Consider the following 14,416-nt stretch of genomic DNA (forward strand, 5'->3'; position numbering starts at 1 on the left):
CGGTCTGATCAGCGGTTTAAATCAGCACAGGCAGGCGATTTTCTCGATCACGGGCTGACAGAGTTCCGGTTTGCCGCCGCAACAGTCTTCCATCAGGAATTCGAGCAGGCCCTTGACGCCGTCGATGTCCGAAAAATAGCGGATGCTCCGGCCTTCGCGGACACTGCGAATGAGTCCGGCATGGCTCAGGACGGACAGGTTAGCCGACATGGTGTTCTGGCGAACGCCGAGGTGCTCGCCGATATCCCCGGCCGTCATGCCTTCAGGTCCAACCTTGATAAGCAGACGAAAGACGTCAAGCCGGGTTTCCTGGCTTAGGGCGGCAAAGGCTTCGAGTGATTGCTTCTTTTCCATACATCGCGATTACATGATATATAGATGTGTTTCAAGGCAAAAATGTCCGGCTCTTGCAAGTCACGAGTTCGATACGGCGAGCGCCTTGGCGATTTCAGGCACCATATGCCTGGCAATCCTGCCGGCGCCGATCAGAGTTGCTGCTGCCGCGCCGGCCCAGTTTCCATAACCTATAAGCCAAAGACCAGGCATCTTGACCGCCTGCTGATCTATCAATTCCACATGGCCGTCGGCGCCAATGATGCTGAGCGGAGAGAGATGGCTTAGGTTCGCGCCAAATCCCGTGCACCATATCACTGCATCGACTTTTGTTTCTGTACCGTCCACCCACACGACACCGTCAGGAGTAAAGCGCGAGAAAGGTCGGACGGTTGTCAGCACACCCCTTTCTCGGGCTTCGCGAACGGGCGGTACCATCACGATATCGCCGAGGCCACCTGCAGGCGCAGTGACGTCCTTGCCCAAAATCCTTGCTGAGGCGCGCTCAAAAAGAACTCTTCCATCGACATCGTCGGGCAGGAACAATGGCTCGTTTATAGTGACCCATCTGGTGTCTGCCACTTTTGAGACTTCCGCCAGGATCTGGGCGCCCGAATTACCGCCTCCTACGACGAGGACGCTTTTGCCAATGAACGGATCGGAATTGCGATAATTGCCTGAATGGACTTTCAACCCGCCAAATAGCTCGCGGCCCTCATAATCAGGAACAATCGGATTTGACCAGGTTCCAGTGGCGCTGACGACCGCGCGGGCCTTGTAATGATTGCGATCAGTTTCAATTGCAAACCGTTGATCCGCAACGCGAACAGCGGTCACGCGCTCTGGTCGCTGGATTGGCAGGCTGTACCGCGCCTCATACTGGGCCAGGTAGTCCAGCACTTCATCACGTGTCGGAAATCCGGTGCTGTTGCTAGGAGGCATAAGCCAACCAGGCAGCGAGCTATATCCTGCTGGAGAAAACAGCCTCAGTGAGTCCCACGTGTGACGCCAGGCTCCGCCTGAAACGGGCTCTGCGTCCAGAATGATAAAACTCAAGCCGGTGCGGCGAAGATAGTAGCCGGTGGCAAGGCCCGCTTGTCCTCCGCCAATGACCACAACGTCATAATGCTCCGACATGGGAGTTTGCCTTTTCTAGTCTTTCGACTATTCCTGGCCCAAATGGAGCCCGCGAGACAAGTATCTCAAGACGGGCGTCTAGCTACAATGCGGCATTTTAACCCCGACAAAACAGGGATTTCCGTACCTCACCACAACCCCATACAGGGCAAGCAGACTGCCCAACATGGTGGCCTTCAACCATGCTTTTGAAGTTGATCCGGCCGCTCCAAGCCTAATCGTCGCTTTGCGTGGCGAGAAACTTCCCATTTTGGATCTTGGCAAGCCCAATCAGATGTTCTGTCGTCTTGGTAAAGTTGACGAACCCTCTGGTTTCGTAGGCATTGAACTCGAAGGCTCCGCAGCCTTGCTGCGGTCGCTTGGTGTTTTGCCCGCCCCGAAGGGAAGGGGATATGGCGCTGAACTCGTGAGCATCGTGGCCGCCGGCGCTCGCCAAAAAGGGATCGAAGAATTGTGGCTCCTGACCAGGACGGCCAAACCGTTCTTTGAACATCTCGGTTGGCATGTCAGCGACCGTGGTAGCGCGCCGGAGATGCTCGCAACCTCCGTGGGGTTTGCTAGCCTGTTCCCATCGAGCGCAAGGTGCATGTCGCTTACGTTGACCTGAATTTACTGCTTCGGCCTGGCGTTCGCGAACTCGCGCTTCTTCCACATAGAAGAACATTGTGCGTGACGGTAGTCCATTGATAAAGCTAGGAAAATTTCGCAATTGCTAGTATCCGCCGCTGCAACGGCCCAACCGGCGCCGCTCGATTTCTATCCCACAGAACAAGGCTTGGGCTGATTTTGGTCTATTGCGAGCACAGCCCAGGTAAGCGATTGCCGACAAGCGGACATCCAAAAGGCGAGCTGATAATCGCTCAATTTCGGCAAAACCGATGAACGATCCGTTTTGAAAGCTCAACAACATCAATTATATATTTAAATTCTTGCGTAAATTGTGCGCGCTAAAAAATTGTACGTAGTTGCATTTGCTTGCAGATATTTCGCACACGCCACATCATTTTCGCGATGTTATAATGTCGGCGAAAGAAAGTCCCTGTATCTGGACCTAGGCAAGGAACTCAGGCTAAGCTCAGCCAACCCCATGGATTATGAGTTAGGGCAATCCCGAGAATATTAGCAAACACGAGTTCGGCAAGAATGAAGCTGCACCATCGGATCGGCTTTGCCGCCGACGAGCGCATGGCTATGACGCCAAGCGTGATATAGGCGACGACCAGAACCAGTTTCACCGAGAGCCACTGGTTGCTGAAAATATCTTTCGGCAAAATGAACACCAGGGTCAGGGCTGCCGCCAGCAAAACTGTGTCTATGCCATAGGATAATAGTCGAACCGGTCGCAAAGTCGGCCATTTGGCGCCCAATAGACTGGCGACGCCGCGCGAAAAGAATAGGCCCCCACTTAGCGTAATAGCGCAGATATGCACGATCAGAATGCAGGGGTACAAAGCCACGTCTAACTCCGGGCGCCGACCGGTTCGTCCCGTTCGAGATGAATAATCGGCACATTCAGCTTGCCGGTAAATAGTGGCATGAACTCATGAGGTTCGTCACGAAGCATTGCGGTGACGCAAGCCGCCATAACCGGCGACAGTAGAAATCCATGCCTGTAGAGCCCATTGATTTGGATCGTTCGGCCGGCGTTGCGCATTCGTATTTCCGGCAAAAGACTGGGATAGGCGGCCCGAAACCCGCTATTCATCGCGACGATACGCGCCTTATTGAGGCCGGGCAGGACCTCGATCGCAAAAGACAACAAAGTCAACGCCGAGGTGACGCGCACACGCCAGTCGCTTTCGTCGGCGCCGACAATCGCAGTGGCACCTATAGCAAATTCCTGTCCCGGCCGCGGCACGATGTAAAATGGGGAAGGACCTCCGACAACACGCACCGGTCTTGAGAGACAGACTTCTGGCTGATGAACGGTGACGATCTCGCCCTGGACACCATGAAGATCCGCGTCCAGGCCGCGCACATAACCTCTGCAATCGATCACGCGATCGAACTCTTCGATCAGAGTTCCAGGATCGGTTTCAGCCAGGCGGAACCGTCCACCCAGGGCGATAAACCGGCTATAGATTGCCTGCATGGCCTTGTCCGGCGTGAGGTAAGCTTCGTGTGGCAGGAAGACGCCTCGGGTGTGGTGACCCGCCAGATCTGGTTCAAGCCGTGCAATGGCTTCCGCGTCAAGTTTCAGCCATGCATTCGGTCCCTGGATCAGCGGTGCGGCGAAGGCTTCGAATTCGGCAATTGAATTTTGACCAGCGAGGACGAGGCTGCCGGATTCATGCAGGCAGGCTGCATGTCCCTCTCCAAGAAGGTCTTTCCATAGTTCTATACCCCGGAGGCCGGCCAGGACATAGGACGACGGAAGAATATCGCTTTCGCTGAGCGGCGCGAGCATGCCCCCGGCGATCGCGCTGGTGTTTTCCGGAGGATAGGGCGAGCGATCGAAAAGGGTGACCATATGCCCCGCAATTCGCAGACTCAGCGCCGTAACCAGGCCAGCGACGCCTGCGCCAACGACGGCGACAACATATTTTTCGTTGCGGGACATGGATGAAGTCATGGTGTTAGCCAGCAGGCGAGGAAGAAACGGCGAGGCGGCGTTCGGTGAACGCCGCCTCGATCTGCACGGGTCAGGAACTCGTTCGACTTCAGGTGAGGTTGATACGAAGGAGTCCGCCTGTGCAAAAGGAAGGTTACGGACAAATGCCGCGGTAACGGGGTATCTGTCCTACGAGGGAACAGGGTCTAAAGCGGCTGTCGAGCTCCAGGGCGAGAACAAGGTCCCAGCCGTCCTTACAGGCGCCCGTCGACCCAGGCAGACAGAAGATGAACTTGTCTCCTGCCTGGCCGGCGATGGCGCGAGACTGAAGCGTCGCAACGCCCACCGTGGCGAGGCTGGCATTGTGGAACACCACGCTGAAGCCTTCCATTTCCCGACGGAACAATGGCCGTACAGCCTCAGGAGTGACGTCGCGAGGCGCGAAGCCCGTTCCACCGGTCGTCAACACGACATCGACGTCTTCGTCAGCGATCCACTTACCGATCTGATCGCGAATGGCGCCGACATCGTCGATGACGATCTTGCGCTCAACCAGCTTGTGACCGGCCCCGACAAGGCGCTCCGCCAGCAGAGCGCCGGAGGTGTCTGTGGTCATATCGCGGGTGTCGGATATCGTCAGAACCGCAATGTTGAGCGGAAAGAAAGGTAGGTCCGGATTGATCCCTGGCATTGTCAGGTCCTAAGCCGTGGCAAGTGATGCATTCACGAAGCGCGGGAACAGGATATTGTTCTCGAGGTGCATGTGAACGCGCAGATCAGTGTCGAGCTTTTGGCAGGCGGCGTAGAGCGCGCGCCAGGTTGTGCAGGCACCATCCGGCGGAACGAAATCCGTCGTCAGCTTCGCCAGGGTTTCCAACTGGACGCCGAGGTCTTCGTGATCACTCATCATGCGAGCGACGGGATGGGTGAGGTCATACTGGCCTGTCAGCATGGCGGGGAACAACATCTGCTCTTCGATGGCCTGATGCTCGTCCAGTTCGTGAGCCATGATGGCCAGAAGATCGCCGAGGCCGTGCGGGCAGTTGGGGCTTTCGCGATGAACCGCCTCGACACGGCGGGCCATGCGGATGGCTTCGGGGAATTCGGCGCGATGAACATCGTGATATCGTTCGATGATATAGGGAATAAGGGCTTCGGTCGCCTTGGGCGCTTCTACGTCTTCGCCTTTGAGGGCCGCCAGATCATCGACCACGTTCTTGAGTTCGACGCCGCGTGTTGCGGCGGCTTCGCTGAGTGGGACGCCGCCCTTGCAACAGAAGTCAATTTTGTAACGCCGAAAAACCGCCGTGGCACCGGGGACCGCGATGGCGATGTCCTTTACTAACGCATCTTGCATATTCATCTTGAAGTACTCCTTGACCCGACTTCAATAGCGGGCGCGGCCCCATTCGGCATTAAAGGCCGTCAATTGGCCGCCTAAGGCTTTTGGGTCGACGGATTGATAAACTTGCCAGGTGCGACACGCGCTTGGAGCTTGCTGCCGCCGCAGGAAATCTGCGAAGTTCGAGGCCATTCATCAAATCATTTCCGCCGGGCGCAACGAACGAGCGTCGATGCCAAGATGGCTGGTCCTCTCGCGAAAAGGTCTTCGGTCAATCGCTATGCGCCCAAAATTTCTCGATTCCTCTCAGCTGGTACCGCCGGCACCGCCGCTTTGGCTTTTGCAATTGGTGACGGCCCCTATCAACGCTGTATTGACCGCATCTGTCAGACGCCTGGCGACGCAGCGTCCGGAGGTTTTTCGCAGGCTTGGGCGTTTTCAGCGGTGCGCGTTTCTGATTTCGCCGACCGACCTGCCTTTCGCTTTCAAGCTTGTACCTTTGACGCCAAACGGAAGCGTGCAAGTGGTATCCACGAATGACCAAGGACCTTTTTCCGTCAGGATCAGCGGAAAGTTCATGACGTTGATTGGACTTTTCGACGGCACGATCGATGCGGATTCCAGCTTCTTTGGCGGCGATATCAGAATGGAGGGGGCGACTGACGCGGCTTTAGCTCTGCACAATGCACTGGAGGCCGCCGATCTGCGTGTTAGCGATATTCTGGGATTGCCACCGCAATTGAAAACCTCCTTTGATCGGGTGTTCGCGAGCCTGAACACCCGGACGCGCCATGACTTCGCGTAAAGGTGCCAAACTGGAGCTGGTTTGTCCGGCCGGCTCGGTGCCGATGCTGCGCGCCGCTATCGAGGGCGGGGCCGATAGCGTCTATTGCGGCCTTCAGGATGAGACCAATGCACGAAACTTTCCAGGTCTGAACCTTGAGGCTGCGGAGTTGCCCGGCGCCGTAAGGTGGACCCATGAAAAAGGAGCCAAACTGCTTCTTGCCATCAATACCTTCGCGAAGGCCGGCGGCACGGACGCGTGGCAGAGGGCGGTGGATTGTGCCGCGCGATCACAAGTCGATGCAATCATTGCGGCCGACCTCGGTGTCCTCGCCTATGCGCACGCGACCTGGCCGGATTTGCGGCTGCACCTCTCCGTGCAGGCCGCCGCCGGCACGGCCCAGGCGGTTGAATTTTACGCGCAGACCTATGGCGTAAAGCGTGTCGTGCTTCCGCGAGTTCTTAGCGTGGAGGAAATCACCAGATTGACAAGGGCTGTCGACGTCGAGATCGAGGCCTTCGTTTACGGTGGCCTTTGCGTCATGGCGGAGGGGCGATGCGCCCTGTCGTCGTACGCCACCCATGGATCGCCGAACCTGACCGGCGTTTGCTCGCCTCCGGAATCCGTCAGTTTTGTCGAGTCCGGAGGCGCCACTACGTCCAGGCTCGGAGACTTTGCAATTGATCGCCACATTCGAAATGAACCCGCCGGCTATCCAACGCTTTGCAAGGGCCGTTTCGTTTTGGATGAGGAGCCGTCCTACCTTTTCGAGGATCCGGTCAGTCTCAACGCAATGGACATGCTCGCCGGCCTGAGGAGGGCCGGGGTTACGGCAGTGAAGGTCGAGGGGCGTCAGCGAGGCAAGGCCTACGTATCACGGGTAGCCCGTGCATTCAGGCTGGCGATCGACGCTCTTGAAGAGGGGAAGCCTACGACGCCTTACGCGAATATGCTTACGGACCTTGCCGAAGGGCGTAAAGAAACGTCGGGAGCATACAAGAAATCATGGCGATAGCTGACTTGAGCCTCGGGCCGCTGCTCTTTAATTGGTCGCCGGAACGCACGGAGAATTTTTACGCGCGAATAGCGGACGAAAGCCCGATCAATCGCGTCTATCTGGGCGAGATCGTATGTTCCAAGAGGATACCTTTTCTCGGACCTGTCCTTGCGCGGGCGGCAGAGCGCCTGATCGACGCCGGCAAGACTGTGATCTGGTCGGGCCTGGCGCTGCCGGCGACAGAACGGGAGCAGTCCATGTCGGCCGCGCTTGCCGGCTTGGATGACGAAATCGAAATTAACGACATGTCGGTCCTGCTAAGACGCGGGAATCGGCCGTTTGTCGCCGGTCCGTTTCTTAACGTTTACAATGAGCTGGCGGCAAAGCAGCTGATAGCAATGGGATGCGCGCGCCTTTGCGCCAACATCGAATTGTCGCTTGAGGCCATCGGCGCAATCCACAGATCCATTAGGAACCTTCCGATCGAGATCTACGCCTTTGGCCGCCTGCCACTGGCTTTGTCGGGCCGTTGCTATCACGCGCGAGCCCACAACCTTCACAAGGATGCCTGTCAATTCGTCTGCGATAAAGATCCCGACGGCAGGTCTCTGCGCACGATTGACGGTCAGGATTTTCTGGCTATCAACGGTATTCAGACCTTGTCGGCCGGTGTCCAGGTCCCTGGGCTGCCGATCGATCAATTAACCGGGGCAGGGGTGACGACCCTTCGTCTAAGTCCACATACAATGGATATGATCGCCGTTGCCCGTCTGTTCGAATCCTTTGTGAGAAGAGCCGTCGACGTCGCGGATTTGAATCGCGGCTTGCAGGCCTTGTCACCGCCCGGGCCGCTTGTATCGGGCTATTTGCAAGGGGAGCCGGGTTGTCGGAGCTTCCGGCCAGCGTGACGTTCTGTCACGTATCTTTTGCGATTGAAAAGCATTAGCAATAATTCTCACAGTAGGAATTTCATCATGGCGACGAGTGCAGAACAAATGAGAGGCTTTAAGGGGCTGTCTGTCCTCAGCGCCGGTTTTCGGCCCTTCTATCTGGCTGCGGCGGGATGGTCGGCCATCATGGTGCCGCTTTGGATCTGGATCTATTCCGGTGTCGGACAGGGTGGCGGGCACATCAATGTGGCATGGCACGCCCATGAGATGCTGTTCGGATATTTGGGTGGCATTATCGCCGGCTTTCTGCTGACCGCAGTTCCGAACTGGACGGGGCGTTTGCCGGTAACCGGAGCTCCACTCGCCCTGTTGTTCGGCCTGTGGGGGATAGGCCGCCTGGCCATGCTCATGCCGGACTGGGACGGTCTGTTCTCCGGGCTTTTGGATTGTGCCTTCCTGGCGATATTTGCCGGGGTGATCTGGCGGGAAATTCTTGTCGGCAAAAATTGGCGCAATTTGCCCATCGCGATCATGGTAACGCTCCTGGCCCTCGCCAATATCGCATTCCATCTCGGGGAAACTCAGATGACGATCAGGCTGGCTCTGGGGGTGGTGCTGACGATGATCACATTGATCGGCGGGCGCATTATTCCGAGCTTTACCACCAATTGGCTGAAGAAGGCCGGCATGGCCATTATGCCTCCTGTCTTCAACAGGCTTGATTTGGCTATACTTATTGCGACAGGCGCCGCGCTGCTGAGCTGGGCAGTTGCTCCGGGCTTTATCGGCTCCGGCTGCGCTCTCCTCGTCGCCGGTGGGCTGAACGGTTGGCGGTTGAGTCGGTGGAAGGGCATGGCGACACTTAGCGAACCTCTGGTCTGGATCCTTCATGCCGGATACGCCTGGCTTGTCGCCGGACTGGTTCTGCTGGGCATGGCCACGCTAGGTCAGTCGTTCAATCCCGGCGGCGCCATTCCCATGCAAGCCGGCCTCCATGCCCTGACAGCCGGCGCCATCGGTGTTATGTCCCTGGCTGTTATGACGCGGTCGAGCCTCGGCCACACAGGCCGGGCATTGAAAGCCGATCTTGGCACGCTGGTGATCTATATCTTTGTCAACCTTGCCGCTTTCGTCCGGGTCGTCGCCGCTCTCGACCCGCCCCTATATATGATGGGGTTGATCGTCTCGGCACTGCTTTGGATGGGAGCCTTTGGAGGGTTCATGATTGTCTATGGACCTAAGCTGGTTACTGCCCGATTGCGTGATTAAATCGAGAGGGTTCAATTGACGATTGTCAAGCCGTTGAAGCGGACCTGTCAATAGAACTGGGCGTAACAGGCGTTAAACTTGCCATTGATCGGCGCTGCGGCAATTGATGTGTCTCTGTTGGCCAATTCACTGCTGAAGGACTTCCAATGGCTTTCGAGGCACGCGGCCTTTCTGACGGATTCGGCCGCCGCTTTTCCTACGTTCGATTGTCCGTAACGGAAGTGTGTAACTTCCGCTGTACCTATTGTCTGCCTGACGGCTGGAAGAAGACGGGGCCGCTGAGTTTCCTGACGCCGGCCGAAATATTCAACCTGGTGTCGGCCTTTGCCGATGTCGGCGTTTCGAAGATTCGCATAACCGGTGGCGAGCCCAGCGTTCGCACCGACCTGGTCGATGTCATTGCCAATCTTGCAGCGGTCAACGGAATTGAAAAGATCGCCATGACCACAAATGGCTGRAACCTCGACCGTCGCGTCGGCCATTGGCGAAATGCGGGATTGAGCCATCTCAATGTCAGCGTGGATTCCCTGGACCGGAATACATTTCACGAGATCACGGGCCACGACAAGTTGCCGGTTATCATGGCGGGAATAGACGCCGCACTTGGTCTCGATTTTGCCGCAGTCAAACTCAATGCGGTGCTGTTAAAAAGCACAGCGGAGGCCGGGTTCGACACTTGGGCGGAGTTTGTTCGCGACAGGCCTATTGCTGTCCGCTTTATCGAGTTGATGCGCACGGGCGATAACGCAGACTATTTCGCCGCGAATTATGTCAAGGGTAGCGTGGTCACGGATTGGCTGGACGCGAACGGATGGCAGTTGCAAACCAAGCTGAAAGACGGCGGGCCGGCAGCGGAATATGGCCATCCCGACTATGCTGGCCGCATTGGCTTGATCGCGCCTTATGCCGCCGGCTTTTGTGATGGTTGCAACCGGCTGCGCGTAACGGCACGCGGGAAGCTGAGACTATGCCTTTTCGGTGAAGGAGGCTGCGATTTGCGTGATTTGCTGCAGCATTCCACCGACCGAGGCGCGTTGATACAGCGGATTTCAGAAGCCCTGTCAGGCAAGGCAGCCGGCCATCGCCTGCACGAGAATATGCCGGGTGATCTGCGCCACCTCGCCGAGTTGGGCGGGTAGCTCAGTGCGGCCAATTCCTTTAGGCACGTAGCGAGACAACCGAGCGATCGTCGATGGGCCACATTTCCTTAGCTGCCTTGCCATTCACGTGATGATCCTGGGGCATATGATTGTCGATCAAGGGGCTCGGCTTGGCCAGGCGCTTCAGCGTGACGGCCTTGGTGATGCGGATTTCGGGGCCTTGGACCTCAACACCATAGTCTGCCAGGGTGGCGAAGGCTCGCGACAGGTTTTCCGCCGTCATGCCCATCAAAGAGGCCAAGGTGCGTTTTTCATAGGGCAGGGTGAAGGAGTCGCCACCGCCTTGCCGCACCTGCTGGGTGATCAGGTAATTCGCAAGGCGTTCCGCGCCTCCACGGAGTTTCTGATTCTTGATGGAACGAACCAGACCCCGGTAACAACCGGACAGTTCGTGGGCAACGGCAACCGCGAAGGCTGCGTCCTCGTTCATGGCGCGGCGGAAGGCTTCCGCCGAAATCATGAGGATTTGAGATTTTTCGAGTGTGCGGGCGGACATCAGAGCGTTGGCGTCAAGCACGACGGCGGCGAGGATGAAAGTCGAGACGGGCCGGAGAACGGCAAGAGTGCTTTCCTTGTCATTCCAGGTCCCCTGCAGTTCGACCGCGCCCTCCATCAGAATATAGAGGAAATCGACAGGATCGCCTTCGTACATGAGCGTTGTTCCCGCAGGAAAAATTTGCAGGAAAGAACCACTGGTAACGTCGCTGAACCGTTCATTGCTCATACCGGAGAACAATTGCAGATTGCGGATGCGTTCCAGGTCGGAGATTCTCATATGACGTCTTCCTTTATGCGGTACAATGTAGACGTTTTCATTCTGATAGTAATCGCTGGGGTCGCGGCTTCCTTTAGAAGGCCGCCAAACGCTCAACGGAAAACGCTTTGTCTTGCACAAGGTGCAGTTTTGATTGATATATGTCAATCGCGTGAATACACTTACGTACAAATACGTAGCGACCGTTTTGATATTAATATAGAGAATTTGGCATTGATAAATATCAATTGGTCGCGGTAATTTAAGCAAATATGGCTATTTTTGGCGTCATATACCAGTCCAATTTGAAATCTATTCATGTGTGACTGACGACAATGGGTCTGTAAATTGACAAACGTCAATCGTAAGGCTGCCGACCTGAACTAATTCTGTATGCAGCGCCAAGCGCCGTCTTGCAGTTGCACAGGTACGATATGTCGTTGAAATCCAATACCCCAGCACCCGGAGCCTTCGCTGCACTCTGGGTCAGTACGATCTCCTTCACGGCCTGTTTCGCCGTCTGGACGATTTTCGCCATTATCGGCATTCAGATCAAAAATGACCTTCATTTGACCGATGCCGAGTTTGGGCTTCTGGCGGGTACGCCAATTCTGACGGGGTCTCTCGTCAGGCTCTTCCTGGGCGTTTGGACGGATCAGTTCGGCGGCCGAATTGTCAACCTGATCGTCATGATAGCGGCGGCCGTCGCGACATTTCTGCTTTCCTACGCGCACACCTATCCGCAGTTTCTTCTCGCAGCGTTGGGCGTCGGTATCGCAGGCGGGTCTTTTGCTGTCGGTGTGGCCTATGTTTCGCGTTTTTATCCAAAGGAAAAGCAGGGAACAGTCCTGGGCATTTTCGGCGCCGGCAATATCGGCTCTGCCTTCACCAAGATCGTTGCCCCGATCGTCATGATCGCATTTGGCTGGACCGGCGTTGCGCAGATCTGGGCCGTCGGGCTGTTTGTCATGGCGCTGATCTTCTTCTTCACGACAAAGGACGATCCAGATCTGGTCTCCAGGCGTCTGGCGGGCGTGAAATCGGTGCCGATGCTGACCCAGCTTGCGCCGCTCAAGAACCTCCAGGTCTGGCGTTTCGCACTCTACTATTTCTTCGTTTTCGGCGGGTTCGTTTCCCTGGCCCTGTGGCTACCGCACTATCTGGTCGGCGTCTATCATCTCGACATACGAACAGCCGGCCTATTCGCAGCGGCCTATTCTATCCCGGCCTCCTTATTCCGCGCAGTGGGCGGATGGATGTCCGACAAGATCGGCGCGCGCAGGGTCATGTACATGACCTTCGGCGTGGCCATCATCTGTACATTCCTCCTGGCCTATCCCTCCGCCAGTTACATCGTCGATGGCGTGAAGGGGCCGATCACGTTCCGCATCGAAACCGGTCTCGTCCCTTTTACCGTCATCATCTTTGTCCTTGGCTTCTTCATGAGCCTGGGCAAGGCGGCGGTCTACAAGCATATCCCAGTCTATTACCCCGACCGCATCGGCGCCGTGGGCGGGGTCGTCGGCATGGTGGGAGGGCTTGGCGGCTTTCTGCTACCGATCGCCTTTGGCTTCCTCAACGACATCACCGGAGTGTGGACCAGTTGCTTCATGCTGCTGTTCGTCCTCGTCGGCTCGGCCCTCCTGTGGATGCACTTTGCCATCCGACGCATGGAGCAGGCTCGCTTCCCCGGAATGTCTTCCCTTCCCGAATTGCCTGAGCTGGTCGGTATGGGCCAGGCCCCCACACCCCACTCATAAAGCGACCAAGTCTTAAGGAGACTTAAACATGGCAAATCACGTACTCACCGATTGGAAGCCCGAAGATCCGGACTATTGGGCTGGCAGGGGCCGCGGCATTGCAACGCGCAACCTGTGGATTTCGGTCCCCAATCTTTTGCTCGCCTTCGCCATCTGGATGGTTTGGTCGATGGTTGTCGCCAAGCTGAAGCTGATCGGTTTCAAATTCACCACGGATCAGTTGTTCTGGTTTACCGCACTGCCGGCCTTGTCAGGCGCCACCTTGCGCATCTTCTACAGCTTCGTCGTGCCGATCTTCGGCGGGCGGTTGTGGACCGTTCTAACGACGCTTTCCCTGGCGGTCCCGGCGGTTGGCATCGGCCTGGCGGTGCAGAACCCACACACCCCCTACACGGTCTTTGTTGTCCTGGCGCTTCTCTGCGGCTTCGGCGGTGGCAACTTTGCGTCGTCGATGAGCAACGTTGCCTTCTTCTTTCCCAAGAAGGAAAAAGGTAACGCGCTTGCCATCAATGCCGGGTTCGGGAACCTCGGTGTCAGCGTCATGCAGTTTGTCGTGCCCGTTGTCATTGCCAGCGGCCTGTTCGCACCGGTGTTCGGCGTCGGCCAGGTTACACATGACAAAGGAATCGAAGGTCACCTATATCTTCAGAATGCCGGCTTCATTTGGGTGCCGTTCATAATTGCCGCCGCCGCTGCGGCGTGGTTCGGCATGAACGACATTTCAACAGCTAAGGCCTCGTTCAAGACTCAGTCGGTTGTTTTCAAGCGCAAGCACAACTGGATCATGTGTTGGCTATATCTCGGCACTTTCGGGTCTTTCATTGGCTTCTCCGCTGCCTTTCCGCTGCTGTCCAAGACATTATTTCCGGATGTTCTGGTGCTGAAAATTGCCTTTCTCGGTCCGCTGGTCGGCGCTCTTTCGCGCGCCCTGACAGGCTGGATCTCGGACAAATGGGGGGGCGAAAACGTGACTCAGATAACGTTTGGTGCGCTTATCTTCGGTGTCGTCGGTGTTTTGCGCGGTACGGGTGCCTTTGGCGGCGCCGCCGACTTTCAGATCTTTTTCGCCAGCTTCCTGTGGCTGTTCTTCTGGACGGGTGTCGGCAACGCCTCGACCTTCCAAATGATCCCCGCAATCGTGCGTGCTGATATGCCCAGGCTCATGCCGACGGCCAGTGCCGAAAATCGTCTGCGCGCCTCTGAAATGGAGGGCGCTGCCATCATCGGCTTCACCTCGGCATTTGCAGCCTATGGCGGCGTCTTCATCCCAATGGCGCTGGGGCAATCGCTGAAGTCCACAGGCAATGCCAATACGGCACTCCTGTGCTTCCTGGCCTTCTATGTCACCTGCGCCCTCCTGAACTGGGTCTTCTATGCCCGCCCCGGCTCTATCCTGCGCGGCGCCAAGTCCACCCCCATTCTCAAAGCGGCGGAATAAT

15 protein-coding genes are annotated in these 14,416 nt (G+C 56.8%); 8 read left to right on the forward strand and 7 right to left on the reverse strand.

Annotated elements, in window-relative coordinates; translation table 11 throughout:
* Window positions 1-21: 21 nt before the first annotated feature.
* Both AC1DX3_RS09925 and AC1DX3_RS09930 read right to left on the reverse strand, forming a co-directional pair.
* Window positions 22-354 (reverse strand): ArsR/SmtB family transcription factor, encoded by a 333-nt coding sequence (locus AC1DX3_RS09925; RefSeq protein ID WP_476989118.1) that lies wholly within the window; start codon window positions 352-354, stop codon window positions 22-24.
* 60 nt (window positions 355-414) lie between these two features.
* Window positions 415-1,470 carry an ArsO family NAD(P)H-dependent flavin-containing monooxygenase gene (locus AC1DX3_RS09930; RefSeq protein ID WP_476989119.1) on the reverse strand — a complete coding sequence of 352 codons (1,056 nt, stop codon included), beginning with the start codon at window positions 1,468-1,470 and terminating at the stop codon, window positions 415-417.
* A gap of 166 nt (window positions 1,471-1,636) precedes the next feature.
* On the opposite strand from AC1DX3_RS09930, the gene AC1DX3_RS09935 reads away from it, so the two are divergent.
* The gene (locus AC1DX3_RS09935; RefSeq protein ID WP_476989120.1) at window positions 1,637-2,077 is read left to right on the forward strand and encodes a GNAT family N-acetyltransferase; all 441 of its coding nucleotides are present in this window, start codon (window positions 1,637-1,639) and stop codon (window positions 2,075-2,077) included.
* A 457-nt stretch (window positions 2,078-2,534) separates the two neighbouring features.
* Here the strand turns inward: AC1DX3_RS09935 and AC1DX3_RS09940 are convergent, their stop codons facing one another.
* From AC1DX3_RS09940 to AC1DX3_RS09955, 4 genes are all read right to left on the reverse strand, one after another.
* On the reverse strand, window positions 2,535-2,927 hold the full coding sequence (locus tag AC1DX3_RS09940; protein WP_476989121.1) for a SirB2 family protein: 393 nt from the start codon (window positions 2,925-2,927) through the stop codon (window positions 2,535-2,537).
* A gap of 2 nt (window positions 2,928-2,929) precedes the next feature.
* Entirely contained in the window at window positions 2,930-4,030 is a 1,101-nt protein-coding gene (locus tag AC1DX3_RS09945) for an FAD-dependent oxidoreductase (protein ID WP_476989122.1), read from the reverse strand.
* Window positions 4,031-4,175: 145 nt separating this feature from the next.
* Window positions 4,176-4,712, reverse strand: coding sequence for a molybdenum cofactor biosynthesis protein B (gene moaB, locus AC1DX3_RS09950; protein ID WP_476989123.1), 537 nt, complete (start codon window positions 4,710-4,712; stop codon window positions 4,176-4,178).
* 9 nt (window positions 4,713-4,721) lie between these two features.
* The gene (locus AC1DX3_RS09955) at window positions 4,722-5,384 is read right to left on the reverse strand and encodes a DUF542 domain-containing protein (protein WP_476989124.1); all 663 of its coding nucleotides are present in this window, start codon (window positions 5,382-5,384) and stop codon (window positions 4,722-4,724) included.
* 259 nt (window positions 5,385-5,643) lie between these two features.
* On the opposite strand from AC1DX3_RS09955, the gene AC1DX3_RS09960 reads away from it, so the two are divergent.
* From AC1DX3_RS09960 to moaA, 5 genes are all read left to right on the forward strand, one after another.
* Entirely contained in the window at window positions 5,644-6,168 is a 525-nt protein-coding gene (locus AC1DX3_RS09960) for an SCP2 sterol-binding domain-containing protein (protein WP_476989125.1), read from the forward strand.
* Window positions 6,155-7,162: a ubiquinone anaerobic biosynthesis protein UbiU gene (gene ubiU / locus AC1DX3_RS09965; protein WP_476989126.1), complete on the forward strand. Its 1,008-nt coding sequence runs from the start codon at window positions 6,155-6,157 to the stop codon at window positions 7,160-7,162. Before AC1DX3_RS09960 ends, ubiU begins: the two co-directional genes overlap by 14 nt.
* Window positions 7,153-8,052: a ubiquinone anaerobic biosynthesis protein UbiV gene (ubiV, locus tag AC1DX3_RS09970; protein ID WP_476989127.1), complete on the forward strand. Its 900-nt coding sequence runs from the start codon at window positions 7,153-7,155 to the stop codon at window positions 8,050-8,052. The genes ubiU and ubiV overlap by 10 nt, the downstream gene beginning before the upstream one ends.
* 66 nt (window positions 8,053-8,118) lie before the next feature.
* Window positions 8,119-9,303, forward strand: a complete 1,185-nt coding sequence (locus tag AC1DX3_RS09975) for an NnrS family protein (protein ID WP_476989128.1) — start codon at window positions 8,119-8,121, stop codon at window positions 9,301-9,303.
* A 146-nt stretch (window positions 9,304-9,449) separates the two neighbouring features.
* Window positions 9,450-10,442, forward strand: coding sequence for a GTP 3',8-cyclase MoaA (moaA, locus tag AC1DX3_RS09980; RefSeq protein WP_476989129.1), 993 nt, complete (start codon window positions 9,450-9,452; stop codon window positions 10,440-10,442).
* 19 nt (window positions 10,443-10,461) lie between these two features.
* Here the strand turns inward: moaA and ftrB are convergent, their stop codons facing one another.
* Window positions 10,462-11,238: a transcriptional activator FtrB gene (gene ftrB, locus AC1DX3_RS09985; protein ID WP_476989130.1), complete on the reverse strand. Its 777-nt coding sequence runs from the start codon at window positions 11,236-11,238 to the stop codon at window positions 10,462-10,464.
* A 413-nt stretch (window positions 11,239-11,651) separates the two neighbouring features.
* Between ftrB and AC1DX3_RS09990 the strand changes: the two genes are divergently transcribed.
* Both AC1DX3_RS09990 and AC1DX3_RS09995 read left to right on the forward strand, forming a co-directional pair.
* A complete protein-coding gene (locus AC1DX3_RS09990) occupies window positions 11,652-12,977 on the forward strand; it encodes an MFS transporter (protein WP_476989131.1) in 1,326 nt (441 codons plus the stop codon).
* Between the two features lie 28 nt (window positions 12,978-13,005).
* Entirely contained in the window at window positions 13,006-14,415 is a 1,410-nt protein-coding gene (locus tag AC1DX3_RS09995; protein WP_476989132.1) for an MFS transporter, read from the forward strand.
* Window position 14,416 lies beyond the last annotated feature (1 nt).

It is taken from the genome of Asticcacaulis sp. P2_B1, from assembly GCF_056404915.1.

Bases quoted from the DNA above. Each gene is read 5' to 3' on its own strand.
- AC1DX3_RS09945 (WP_476989122.1), bottom strand. From the start codon at position 4,030: ATGTCCCGCAACGAAAAATATGTTGTCGCCGTCGTTGGCGCAGGCGTC.
- ubiU (WP_476989126.1), top strand. From the start codon at position 6,155: ATGACTTCGCGTAAAGGTGCCAAACTGGAGCTGGTTTGTCCGGCCGGC.
- ubiV (WP_476989127.1), top strand. From the start codon at position 7,153: ATGGCGATAGCTGACTTGAGCCTCGGGCCGCTGCTCTTTAATTGGTCG.
- moaB (WP_476989123.1), bottom strand. From the start codon at position 4,712: ATGCCAGGGATCAATCCGGACCTACCTTTCTTTCCGCTCAACATTGCG.
- AC1DX3_RS09975 (WP_476989128.1), top strand. From the start codon at position 8,119: ATGGCGACGAGTGCAGAACAAATGAGAGGCTTTAAGGGGCTGTCTGTC.
- ftrB (WP_476989130.1), bottom strand. From the start codon at position 11,238: ATGAGAATCTCCGACCTGGAACGCATCCGCAATCTGCAATTGTTCTCC.
- AC1DX3_RS09955 (WP_476989124.1), bottom strand. From the start codon at position 5,384: ATGAATATGCAAGATGCGTTAGTAAAGGACATCGCCATCGCGGTCCCC.
- AC1DX3_RS09925 (WP_476989118.1), bottom strand. From the start codon at position 354: ATGGAAAAGAAGCAATCACTCGAAGCCTTTGCCGCCCTAAGCCAGGAA.
- AC1DX3_RS09995 (WP_476989132.1), top strand. From the start codon at position 13,006: ATGGCAAATCACGTACTCACCGATTGGAAGCCCGAAGATCCGGACTAT.
- AC1DX3_RS09935 (WP_476989120.1), top strand. From the start codon at position 1,637: ATGGTGGCCTTCAACCATGCTTTTGAAGTTGATCCGGCCGCTCCAAGC.
- AC1DX3_RS09960 (WP_476989125.1), top strand. From the start codon at position 5,644: ATGCGCCCAAAATTTCTCGATTCCTCTCAGCTGGTACCGCCGGCACCG.
- AC1DX3_RS09990 (WP_476989131.1), top strand. From the start codon at position 11,652: ATGTCGTTGAAATCCAATACCCCAGCACCCGGAGCCTTCGCTGCACTC.
- AC1DX3_RS09930 (WP_476989119.1), bottom strand. From the start codon at position 1,470: ATGTCGGAGCATTATGACGTTGTGGTCATTGGCGGAGGACAAGCGGGC.